Origin of the sequence: Lunatimonas lonarensis (assembly GCF_000390185.1) — a bacterium.
Taxonomy (GTDB): Bacteria; Bacteroidota; Bacteroidia; order Cytophagales; family Cyclobacteriaceae; genus Lunatimonas; species Lunatimonas lonarensis.
Genome location: NZ_AQHR01000022.1, coordinates 163,949 through 175,810, shown reverse-complemented (window position 1 = coordinate 175,810; position 11,862 = coordinate 163,949). Strand labels below are relative to the sequence as shown.

The 11,862-nt window shown below is 46.8% G+C and carries 11 protein-coding genes; 1 reads left to right on the top strand and 10 read right to left on the bottom strand.

Translation table 11 applies throughout. From position 1 onward, the window contains the following. Positions 1-83 precede the first annotated feature (83 nt). From ADIS_RS03415 to ADIS_RS03370, 10 genes are all read right to left on the bottom strand, one after another. Positions 84-749 carry a hypothetical protein gene (locus tag ADIS_RS03415; RefSeq protein ID WP_035804501.1) on the bottom strand — a complete coding sequence of 222 codons (666 nt, stop codon included), beginning with the start codon at positions 747-749 and terminating at the stop codon, positions 84-86. A 199-nt stretch (positions 750-948) separates the two neighbouring features. Further along, the gene (gene secDF, locus ADIS_RS03410) at positions 949-3,909 is read right to left on the bottom strand and encodes a protein translocase subunit SecDF (protein WP_035804500.1); all 2,961 of its coding nucleotides are present in this window, start codon (positions 3,907-3,909) and stop codon (positions 949-951) included. 129 nt (positions 3,910-4,038) lie between these two features. Further along, complete coding sequence (locus tag ADIS_RS03405; RefSeq protein ID WP_155907090.1) at positions 4,039-4,410, bottom strand: hypothetical protein; 372 nt, start codon at positions 4,408-4,410, stop codon at positions 4,039-4,041. Positions 4,411-4,533: 123 nt separating this feature from the next. After that, a complete protein-coding gene (gene udk, locus ADIS_RS03400) occupies positions 4,534-5,148 on the bottom strand; it encodes a uridine kinase (RefSeq protein WP_010852915.1) in 615 nt (204 codons plus the stop codon). 222 nt (positions 5,149-5,370) lie between these two features. Then, the gene (locus tag ADIS_RS03395; protein WP_010852914.1) at positions 5,371-6,087 is read right to left on the bottom strand and encodes a DUF6438 domain-containing protein; all 717 of its coding nucleotides are present in this window, start codon (positions 6,085-6,087) and stop codon (positions 5,371-5,373) included. Between the two features lie 25 nt (positions 6,088-6,112). Further along, positions 6,113-6,694, bottom strand: a complete 582-nt coding sequence (locus ADIS_RS03390) for a non-canonical purine NTP diphosphatase (RefSeq protein WP_010852913.1) — start codon at positions 6,692-6,694, stop codon at positions 6,113-6,115. Between the two features lie 141 nt (positions 6,695-6,835). Further along, positions 6,836-7,324 carry a GAF domain-containing protein gene (locus ADIS_RS03385; RefSeq protein WP_010852911.1) on the bottom strand — a complete coding sequence of 163 codons (489 nt, stop codon included), beginning with the start codon at positions 7,322-7,324 and terminating at the stop codon, positions 6,836-6,838. A gap of 37 nt (positions 7,325-7,361) precedes the next feature. Next, positions 7,362-8,405: a bifunctional diaminohydroxyphosphoribosylaminopyrimidine deaminase/5-amino-6-(5-phosphoribosylamino)uracil reductase RibD gene (ribD, locus tag ADIS_RS03380; RefSeq protein WP_010852910.1), complete on the bottom strand. Its 1,044-nt coding sequence runs from the start codon at positions 8,403-8,405 to the stop codon at positions 7,362-7,364. Between the two features lie 9 nt (positions 8,406-8,414). Continuing rightward, complete coding sequence (locus tag ADIS_RS03375) at positions 8,415-9,245, bottom strand: DUF4382 domain-containing protein (protein WP_010852909.1); 831 nt, start codon at positions 9,243-9,245, stop codon at positions 8,415-8,417. 84 nt (positions 9,246-9,329) lie between these two features. Further along, entirely contained in the window at positions 9,330-10,385 is a 1,056-nt protein-coding gene (locus ADIS_RS03370; protein WP_202900549.1) for a carbohydrate-binding family 9-like protein, read from the bottom strand. 297 nt (positions 10,386-10,682) lie between these two features. On the opposite strand from ADIS_RS03370, the gene ADIS_RS03365 reads away from it, so the two are divergent. After that, positions 10,683-11,861 carry an efflux RND transporter periplasmic adaptor subunit gene (locus ADIS_RS03365; RefSeq protein WP_010852906.1) on the top strand — a complete coding sequence of 393 codons (1,179 nt, stop codon included), beginning with the start codon at positions 10,683-10,685 and terminating at the stop codon, positions 11,859-11,861. Position 11,862: the final 1 nt, after the last annotated feature.

The window sequence follows — 11,862 nt, the reverse complement described above, 5'->3', positions numbered from 1 at the left end:
GGCAAATTTAAAAACTTATTACGGCATCTGAATGGCGACACCTGTCGTATCTGCTCCGGGCAAGTGCCTTGATGGCCATCTACTCATTTGGATCGTAGGTAGTTGGGAATATAAAAGGCTATGCCAAAAACAAGAAACATGATTCCTGCAAAAAACTGGACAAACACCTGTATAAAACCTAGGTCATACAGGTTTCGTGGAAAAAACAAGCTGGAAAAAAAGTAGAAGATAAAGCTCTCGCCGAATGAGAAAAGCACAAAGGTAGCTATCCAGAAGTAGGGGAGTGAGAGTAAATTGTCCTCCTTGAACTTACTTTGTCGGATGATGTCTTTGAAAAAGATCAGGGAAAATACCAGCACCATCCCGTTACCAAACATCTGACTGTAGCTTTGGATCATTCCTTCCATAGGTTGTAAAAACAAGCTGTTTAGTAGTGCAACCCCAAGATACACCAAAAGCGATGCGGCAATTTTGTCCTGGATTTGGCAGCTGAATGGAAGGAAGTAGAAAAATACCAACATCAGGACTATCTTCTGATGGACAAAAAGGAGGTTGTAAAGGAGGAATCCATCCAGTTGTGTTTCGGTAGCAATCTTCCATCCTATTTCTGCCAAAAATGTCAACATCAACACGATGAAAGCGATGCGATGTGTACGCCGATACTCATCCTTTGGCTCACCCAAGAAGAAGTGAATCGTTGAAAATAGAAGGCCGAAAAAGAGACAGATTTGAAACAGGTTTCCTTGCATTTCTGTAGTCAGGTTTCTTAATGCAAGGTAGCCACTGTACCTAACCTACCCAATACCGTGATCGGGGTATTTTTTGTTTGAAAAAGAATATATAATCGTTAAAAAAGGCAATTTTACAGGTTTGTTGGATAGGTAGTAAAGATAAATGGCTGGCACTTCATTGTGCCAGCCATTTAATTAGGTTCGAATCAGCCCGTAATTAGGCGGGCTTTTTCGCCGTTTCTTTGCTTTCATTTTCAAGCTCCCGCTTCATCAAATCTACCACTACCGGCGTAGCAATGTAGATGGAAGAATAGGTGCCTACCAATACCCCGATCAGCAGGGCGAACGAGAAACCGCGCAATACCTCACCTCCAAAAACCAGCAACACCAACACCACGATCAGGGTAGTGGCTGAAGTAATCAGGGTCCTTGCCATGGTTTGATTGATGGCATCGTTAAATAGCGCAACCAACCGATTGGTGCCTTTGTTTGTGATGTTTTCCCGGATTCGGTCAAAGACGATTACGGTATCGTTGATCGAATAACCTATCACGGTAAGCACCGCGGCAATAAAGACCTGATCGATTTCAAACGTAGCACCCAGTGCACTGGCTATGGCAAATGCAGCAACGACAAAGAAAGTATCGTGAACCAACGCAATGATGGAGGCCAGTGAAAACTGCCATTTTCTAAAACGTAGCAGAATATATAGGAAGATGGCAACCAGGGCAAAGAACATGGCTTCCATAGAAGAGGCCTTGATGTCGTCAGCTACGGTGGCACCTACTTTGTTCGATCCGGTGATGGCGAAGTCTCCGGAGGATAGTTTGGTCGCATCTGAAATGAAGGTAAAGCCGGTTACAGCGGCAATACCCTCCCGAACGCGTACTTCGACTTCCCTGTTTGCTTCGTCAGAGTCTTCGTTTATAAGGTACGAAGTGGTGACTTTCAGAACATTGTTTGCGCCATAGGTTTTCACCTCCACGGCACCATCGAATTCGTTGTCCAAACCTACTTTCAATTCAGAGGCCGGAACGGCTTCACTGAATTCCACAATGTAATAGCGTCCACCCGTGAAGTCCACACCAAATTTCAGCCCGTTTACAACGGCAATCAACAGACCCAATACGATAACCCCCGTGGAGATAAGGTAAGCGAACTTTCGCTTGCTCAGGAAGTCGATGTTCAGGTTGTTTAGCAGGCCCGTGGAAATAGGCGTAGAGAAGGATACTTTGCTCTGATCGCCTTTTTTGCTCATCCAGTGTACGATGACCCGGGTAATGAAAACCGCAGAGAAAAAGGATGAAGCAATACCAATCATCAATACGATCGCAAATCCCTTTACAGGACCCTGACCTAGCGCATAGAGTATCGCACCCGTAAGGAAGGTGGTTACGTTGGAGTCCAAAATCGCACTGAAAGCCTTGTCATAACCGGCACTGATAGCCTGTAGCATACCTGCTCCGTTTCTAAGCTCCTCTTTGATACGCTCAAAGATAAGCACGTTGGCGTCAATCGACATACCGATGGTAAGCACGATACCTGCGATACCAGGTAGGGTCAGTGCCGCTCCCAGCTGTGCCAAAATTCCCAATATAAAGAAGATATTGAAGAGCAACGCCGCGATGGCCACGAATCCGCCTTTGGCATAGTAAGCGACCATGAAAAGTACTACCAACAAAAGCCCGGCAATCATTGAGTTCACCCCTTGCCGTGAAGCCTCTTTGCCGAGGGTAGGCCCAACGATGGCCTCTTCGACGATTCGGGTTGGAGCAGGCAACGCTCCGGATTTCAGGATATTTGCCAAGTCTTTGGCTTCTTCTATGCTGAAGTTGCCGGTGATCTCGGACTGTCCAGATGGGATTTCCCCCTGTACGGTAGGAGCTGTATACACGTAGTCGTCCAATACCACAGCAATACGACGGCCAATGTTCTCAGAGGTCAACTTTCGCCACCTTCTTGCACCGTCTGCGTTCATTTGCATGCTTACTGCGGGCCGGGAGGCTTGGTCATACGACTGTCGGGCATCGGTGATCACATCTCCTTCCAAGGGAGCTTGGTCGGATCCACGCGGTGCTTTGATCGCATGAAGCTCCAGAAGCTCCATATTATCCGCTCTCTGTGGCTTTACAGACCATAAAAGTCGGATGTCACGGGGCAATATGGCCCTCACGTCCTCTCGGTTTAGGATTCGGTTGATTGCGAGGGTATCCCTGATTTCATAAACCAGTCCATAGTTGGCTTTGAGCAGCGAAAAGAGAGGGGATACTTCCAAGCCAAGATCGTCGCCGGAATCACTGCCCTCTGCCAATTGGCGGGCCAGGTCACTTTCCAGGTCAGTGGTATCCGCCAATGCTGGTTCACTGCCGGAAGCAGGCTTGTTGGCCCGAGCCTCAGCCACTAGAATGGCATTTACTTGTTGAAGGGCATCACCAAATTCGTTGATTTCGGCCACTTCCCAGAACTGCAGTTTGGCAACCCCCTGAAGTAGATTGCGTACGCGCTCCTGATTGTCAACTCCCGGGAGCTCTATTTGGATTCTTCCAGAACCCTGAATACGCTGTATATTGGGCTGCGACGTTCCAAACCTGTCGATCCTGGTTCGAAGGATATTAAATGAGCGGTCGATGGCATTTTCGACTTCCGTATCGATAATGCCAAGGATATCGGCATCGGAAGTTTCAAGAGAGATCCGGCCACGGTTGGCAGCCGTAGCAAAGATGGTATTGAGGTTTTTACCGCCGGAAACTTCTCGCCACGCCTGTGAAAACAGATTCACGTATTTGTCATTGGTGGTTTTGGCACGTTCAGAAGCCAGTTCAATGGCCCGGTTAAATTCGGCATCTTTGCTATTGCCCGCTAGACCACGGACAATCTCTACGGGAGATACCTCCAATGTGACGTGCATACCGCCCTGAAGGTCCAATCCAAGTCCAAGCTCGGTTTGTTTTACCTCTTGGTAGGTGAACCGGAAACCTAGAAAGTTATATACCGGCTCTCTCCAGACGGAGTCAAGGTAACTTTGCCGTTTGGCAAAATCCACATTACCGGAAGCATCCGTGGCATATTCGGTAGCCCTTTTTTGGACCCCGTTAGATACCAGAGTAAACGATAAATAATACAGACAGAGTGCTGTGATTATCACCGTGAAAAACACTATTACGCCTTTATTTTGCATGAGTATACGTGTAGTTTATAAGCTTATTGGATGGTTGAGTACAGGTTGTGACCCAAAGAAAACAGACCGTGCAAAGCACCGCCTATACCTTGGGAAAATGGTAGTTAAATCTACGTACGAAGTAATAGACTAGGGAGCGTTTGCCGAAACGATATGTTCGAAAAGCACTTCAAAGAAGCCGCTACTAAGTTGAAAAAATGGGGAGGAATAGAAAGATTGTGGCTGCTGGGGCAGGGATATGTCGTAGATAAAGTGAAGGACGTGCTCCACAGCGACCATGACAAAAGGCACTACGGCATCAACGACCGTATGTATGAAAGTCACATCCTTTTCCGTACTGCCGGAATCTTCCGTCTCATCCAGACTGTGTTGCAATGATTTGGTGTCCGCAACGGTATGCTGCATAACGTAGTCTGCACTGGATACCAATGCACAAAAGAATACTACCAATGCGATGGCCGCACGCTCCCTCCAAAGTCTATATGTTTCGGATTGCTTCACAGGGTGCAAATATAGGAAAAATTGTTAATTACAAAACAGAAGACGGGCAATATGTTTGTTTTTAGTACTTATAAATCAATCAGTTAGTGATTTTGGCGAAATGGTATTTGTAGCGTACATGGGTTATATCTTCATTTTTAAGAACGATTTGACCACGTCAAGGGCCTTATCGAACCCATGATTGTTTGGCACAATCAGGTCTGCATCGTGTTTGAAAGGCTCAATGTATTTTTCGTAAGTCGGCATCACGTGCATTTCGTAGCGGTAAAGTACATCGTCCAGGTCATACCCTCGTTCTACTTTGTCCCGAACGATCCGGCGCTTTAGTTTAATGTAGTCTTTGGCGTCTATGAAAATTTTTAGGTCCAGCAAATCAACCAGTTCAGGATAATAGAGCACAAATATACCCTCTACAACAACGACAGAAGCAGGCTTAAATTCCAGCGTTTTTGGTGTCTTGTTTGGATTGTTGAACGTGTATTCCAGGCGTTTAACGGTCTCGCCCTGCTGCAGCTTGCGGATATCTGCCGCATACTGCTCAAAGTCAATCGAATGGGGCGTGTCAAAATTATGGATACCTTTGGTATCAACAGGCTGAAGGTGGCGGGGCTTATAGTAGTTGTCCTGCGAGATCAGGCAGACCTCGCTTGGGTCAAATGCTTTCAGCAACTTCTCCAAGAAAAGGGTTTTTCCAGATGCACTGCCCCCTGTAATCCCGACGATGTATGGTTTCTTCATGCGAATAGCTATGATTTAACTAATAAACTGGATTATTTTATGATTTTATCTGTTCCGCTCAGGCTTTTTCTACGGACTTGGCAAGCTAACGCTAGGATTCATCGTGGAAACTCTCATCGTTCGGGAACGTTTTGATAAAACCTACCCCTGACTTTTAAAAGAATGTGAATTTTCCTTTTTCATTGAATAACCCGCTGAACGCAAGGAAATTTTAGTGCCTGATCATTTTAGCCCCTTCTCCTCTAAATGATTTATTATCAAATTGAATATTGGCTTAAGTCTATAAGGAATTTCAAAACTTGTTGTTGAAAAGGAGATTGACTCGTTTTCATTAAAATTAACATCAATCTTTAGAAACCAACCATCTACAGCTATTGGAACCCATTCCGGGTCAAGTTGCTCTATGTTTGACCACTTGAATAGACTATCTACTTTATTAAGCAATTTTTCATTCAATTTACTTTTCTTTAGGCCAATCGTTTGGGTATTGTATTTGCCTTCAAAAACCTCAAAACCGCTGCTATCTAACCTGTAATCGAACTCCCAACACAAATCCATACATTTGTAGGAGGATATTGAAATAGAATTAAATTTTAAATCTTTATCATACTCTAATCTTCGTGAATAGTATTGACGGACATCTCCATTTATTTCAATTTCTAAACTATCCTCCGTTAGGTTTTGGACTGAGAGTTCAAAAATCCCATCAAATTCTTTTGTAATTATGCGATTATCAATAATTGAATAAGGTCCCTTTACCAATAACCCGAAATCACTTATTATATATGCTGTATCATTCTCAAATTTTAGTCCAGACCAATCATAAATCCATTCCGTATCTTCACGTACCTCTATCCAGTCTCCTTCTATAGATATTGGTGAACCTAATTCCTCTTTGGGCGAACACAGGAGGAAGAGAAAAAAATGAATATTTGGCACTTCATCATCCTATTGGCTAGTAACCCTAAGATTGCTCCAACAGGAAGGCAGCCAATTGGGACACTGCCTTGCCCCGGTGGCTCACGGCGTTTTTTTCCTCCATGCTAAATTGGGCAAATGTTTTGTCGAACCCTTCCGGGATGAAAACGGGATCGTAGCCAAATCCGCCACTTCCAGAGCGTTCGGTCGAGATTTTTCCGCTAACCTTTCCTTCAAACTGGTATTCTTTTCCGTTAAGGATAAGGGCAATGATAGTACGAAAAGCAGCGTTTCTGTTTTCCTGGCCTTCCATTGTTTCTAGCAATAAATCCACGTTTCGAACGTCATTTCGGGGCTCCCCGGCATACATGGCGGAATAAACCCCGGGCGCACCTTTGAGTGCTTCTACTTCCAGCCCGGTGTCGTCGGCAAAACAATCGATCCGGTAATGATCGTGGAGGTATCGGGCTTTCTCGAAGGCATTGTGCTCTAGGGTATCTCCGGTTTCCGGTAGCTCCTCGGTACAGCCAATTTCCCTTAGGGAAATGATTTCAATTTTCCCGCCCAAGGCTGCCCGGATTTCCTCCAGCTTTTTCGGGTTATTACTGGCAAAGCAGATTCGTTGCATAGCTTTCTAACAATTCTTTGGTGGTCATTACTGGCTTGGCGTCGTTGTTCGGCTGCCCCCACGATTTGATTTCCGAAATTATCAAAAAAAAGGAAGGTGGGCAGAAACAAAGTGAAATTTCAGGCTTAAAGTCCTAGGTACCTACAGGCAATGCACTGCGATTAGTTCACCGGCCAATTTCTCCAGGTACAGCCTGTCTGTTTCGTCAAATGCATTTAGCTCGGAGGAATCCACATCCAAAACCATCGTGACGACATCCTGATGGATAACTGGAACCACAATCTCAGATCGGGAGGCGGAACTACAGGCAATGTGCCCCGGGAATGCATCCACGTCGGGAACAATCAAGGTTTGTTTTTCTTTCCAAGACGTTCCGCACACTCCTTTTCCGAAGGCGATTCGTGTACAGGCTAGCGGCCCCTGAAATGGCCCCAATACCAGTTCGTTTTCTTTAACCAAATAGAATCCCACCCATAGAAACCCGAATGCCGTTTTCAGTACGGCACTTATGTTGGCCAAATTGGCAATTAAATCCGGCTCGGCTTTCACCAATGCTTCAAGTTGGGGCATGAGGGAATCGTATATTTCCTGTTTCGAGGTTGTCTGTGGAATAAAAAGTTCTTCGGCCATGGTAGTAATTAGGTAATTGATAAAGGTGTGGTTTAAATCATTCTGATTTCCTCGTCCAGACGTTGCAATAAAGGTCTAACCGATCGTCTTGAATGGCGCGCGTCTCCGTAGGGAAACGGTCTAGTAACGGTGCGGGTATTCCCTGCCCAAACCGACCGTCTCCCGTAAATACCCTGGCTTCATCCCAAAGGTCGGTCGAGATAAACTGCCGGAGCAAGTGGCTACCGCCCTCCACGATCAGGCTGTGGATATTTCGATTGTAGAGATCGGTAAGCAGCTGCGCAAGGGAAAAGCCGGGCACCATCTTCACAAACTCCAGGTTTTCCATTTTTTCGGCAAGCAGTAGGTTATAGCAAAGCGTTGGCTGGCTCTGATCAAACAGGTGGAGAGTCCGGTCCAATTTAAGGTGTTGGTCGATGAACAGTCGTACGGGGTTTTTTCCGATCCAATCCCGTACGTTTAATCTGGGATTGTCATGGTGGGCGGTATTTGTGCCTACCATGATGGCATCTTCCTCAGCACGCCATCGATGCACCAACTGTCGGCTGAGCCGGTTGCTGATCCATTTACTGTCGTAGTTGGTTCTCGCAATAAATCCGTCCCTCGTTTGTGCCCACTTTAGGATCACGTAGGGCCGTTTCTTTTCGATGGCCGTAAAAAATCGCCTGTTTTGCCAGCGTGCTTCCTGCTCCAGCACACCGGTTGTGACGGAAATTCCGGCAGATCGTAGTTTTTCGATTCCTTTGCCTCCCACGAGGGGATTGGAGTCCTGCGCGGCGATAACCACCTCTTTTACGTTTTTGGACACCAGGAGATCGGCACAGGGTGGGGTTTTCCCAAAATGGGCACAAGGCTCAAGCGTCACGTACACGGTGGCGTTGGGCAGAAGGGCGAGATTTTCTACTTGGGAAAGGGCGTTTGGCTCGGCATGGGGGCCTCCATACTGTTTATGAAACCCTTCGCCGATGATTTTGTCATCGGCAACGACTACACAGCCGACGAGCGGATTTGGGCTTACCCTTCCTGCTCCCCATTCGGCAAGTTCCAAGGCTCTCCTCATGAATTTTTCGTGTCGTTCCATGGGCGTTTTTTAGGGGACTGTGGCAGGTCGGGCGGTAAGGGGGATATTACCCAGCGTATAAATAGAGTCGGCAGCGGCTGTTAGGGAAAATACACTGTCCAAATGTGACATCCGGGGCTGTATATGTATCCGGTAGGTAGCCGGAGGAAGTCCCCTTAGCCTGAATTCACCATTGGTGGTCGTCAGGGTGGCGAGGGTGTCCGTACCGTTGATGGCAAAGATGTGTGGTCTGGTAGCGGGCGGTTGGACATTGCCTCTGATTTCAGCCCGGTTGGCAAGGGAAAAGGCCCTGACTTCCGGTCTAAATAGATATCCACCCGATTGATTTCGCCGTATAGATTTGGCCAAATTTACATCGATGTAGACATCCCAAGCAAATCCGGCACCGGCCTGGAGAGAAAGGTTCACTTGAAGCCGTTCGTTGATATCGGGTTCGGTTTGAAGCATAAATTGTTGTCCCCCTTGCACAAGGTAGTGGTTGGTTCCCAGTACCAATCTAACTTGGCTCACCTGTCCGGCCCTGATTTCCATTCTGCCTAGCAATAGGCGTTGGCTCCCCACCAGGTCGGACACCTTGACCATCTTATTGGAAGGGGTGTAAGGAATGAACACCCAATCCGCATTATCCAATCCACGGGTACCGGCCGGAAGAATTTCCACACCTGTAACCTCTAGCCATACCTCGTCAAAATCTCCAGGGGCATCGATAAGAAGGACATTTATCAAGGCCTTTTCGTTTCCATCGATGTTTTCGCAGCCCAATACCAGCAGGCAGATACCTACGGCTATCACAAAAAATAAGGCGGTGTTTCGCAGGTTGGAGAGCAACGTTTGTGTCATGTATAGGGGTAACCAGTCGTTGGTTAAACGCAAAAATAACAGAATCGTTGAAAACGGAACCTATCTATCGGGATATACTTCCCGTCACTGCTTCCAAACCCGTCCATCTTCTACGATGTGCCAGCTCCTTCCGCTGTCTTCCAAGGAAGGCAATGATATCTTGAAACGGGTTGCCGTCACTTCAAAAGCAGCCTGAGGGTGGGGATTTTTTATCGAAAGAATCTCGGGAGTCAGCGCATATGCGCCATTTTCTTTAAAGTGCGCTTTCTGTGCATGGTAGTAGTCCCTCAACCAAGTTTTTACCTGTTCATCGGGGCGGAGCTCAAAGGCTACATTTCCTTTTCCCACCTCCTCGGTACTGAACTGTACGAAGCCCCATCGGTCGGGCACATGCATATTGATGACGCCCTGCGGCGACCAAACCCAGTTGTCTTCAGGAAAAGCTTTTCCGGTTTCAGGATTGATTACCTTTTGGTATGAATTATCCGCCACCTCCAACTGCCATTGTACCCGCGAAAAATTGATTCGCCATTGCTGTCCGTCTTTTGGTACGCCATAGGAGAGGGACGCCCATGGGATCGCCATTTCTACAGACCAGTAGTCATCGATATTGCTTGGATCGTTTAGGGTGCCCTCCACATGGACGGCATATTCAAAATCGTTGATATTCCAACCGTTGAGCGGTTTGCCTCCGTCTTTGTAGGGTTTGGTAAGCAATAGGTCCCATAGCGTACCCAGGGCATTGATTTCCCATTCGTAGTAATTATGGGTGTCGCCATTTGGGTCCAGGAACACTTCTATGTCGTTTTCGTGAAAGATCACCGCTTCTCGTTGGGTGTAGGTGGCCCAAATATGAGGTTCGTTCAGTTTGACCCCAATGTAAAAAAAATCCTCGTCCCACATCATTTTCATGCGGGTAAGGTGGGCGGGTTTCGGGCGTATGTCACCCTCTATGTCGACGAAAGCCTCTGACCAGGGAGCAAGCTGCCAATAGGTATCGTCCAGTTTTCCATCTATGATGGGTTTTTCGGGTGTGCGATGGGCAACATAACTGCGTGGGGAATGTTCGGTTTGTCCCCATGCCATCGGACCGATGCAAATTGCCAGACACAAGCAAAGGAGGGTTTGTTTTACATACATGAATTGGGTGTGTTAATAGTCTATTGGATGGTTCAATTGGCTGTTCCAAGGAGGCTATTGATGGGTTTATTCGGTATTTTTGCAGGGAAAGGCTGCGTGTTGTTTGCACCTATTGAAAACAGCTTTATATCTTTTTTTGGCCGTTTATAAAATCACAGACAGTTCATTTCAGGGGATTGAATAGATTTAGCGTTTTCAGACAGTTCAAAATAGAGGATTTTTGTAGTAAAAGTAAGGTAAAAACAGTCAGAAAGCATCAATGAGTTTTACTTGCTTTCGGTTAAATGGATAAGTGGTATGTTGATGAATAAACTATTCTCCCCTTGGGTTTCTTTCTTGGTCTTTCTGCTAGGCAGTGCTGCCTGTGGGGTAAAGTCTGAGCAAAAGCAAAGCTTGGGCCAGGCACCCCGTGAGGTGCCTGTAATAGAGGTAGTGGCTAAAGATACTGTGTTGCACCGTCAATATGTGGCAGATGTCATGGCGGTAGAGCACGTGGAGTTGCGTGCCCGTGTGCCCGGTTTTTTGGAGAAAATCTACGTGGATGAGGGCAAGGAAGTGAAAAAGGGGCAGCTCCTGTTTAAGACCAATGACCAAGAATTTATGGCGGAACTTGCCAAGGCCAAGGCAAACTTGCAAAGTGCACTGGCCGAAGCCAAGGTGATGGAGTTTGAAATTGAGCGGCTGAAGGTGATGGTAGACAAAAATGTAATTTCCGAGTCGGAGCTGGATATGACCAAAGCCAAGTATGAAGCTATACTTGCAAAAATTGAAGAAGCCAAGTCGGCGGAGCAAAATGCCGCTGTACAGGTGTCCTATACAGAAATTCGTGCACCGTTTGACGGGATTATAGACCGACTCCCGCAGCGGACCGGCAGTTTGATTGATCCAGGGACTTTGTTGACCACCGTTTCCGATGTCAGTGCCGTTAATGTGTACTTCAACGTATCCGAGCGGGAATACCTCGAATATATCAAGTCCAATGCGGAAGAAAGGCTCAAGCATAACATGGTGAGGCTGATCTTGGCCGATGGATCCCATTATCCCCACGAAGGTTTGATAGAGACCATGGAGGGCGAGTTTAATGTGAATACCGGATCCATCGCTTTCCGGGCGAAATTCCCAAACCCAGCGTACATTCTCAAGCATCGGGCGACCGGAAAGATAATTCTTTCCAACTCGGTCCGAAATGCAATCATCATTCCCCAGAAGGCCGTTTTCGAAATCCAAGACCGTAGCTTTGTTTACGTGGTAAGACAAGACAACCAAGTGGAGATGCGTAGTTTTGTGCCGAAGGCTCGTTTTTCGCATTATTACATTGTTGAGTCCGGTTTGGAGCCTGGAGAGCGGTTGGTCTATGAAGGTGTACAGAGCCTTAAAGACGGCATGTCCATAACCCCCAAAGCATTGGCGGTTGACCACGGCGAAGGAACCGTATCGGAAGAAGAGGTGTCGCTGATCAATACCTCCTTTCCGTAAC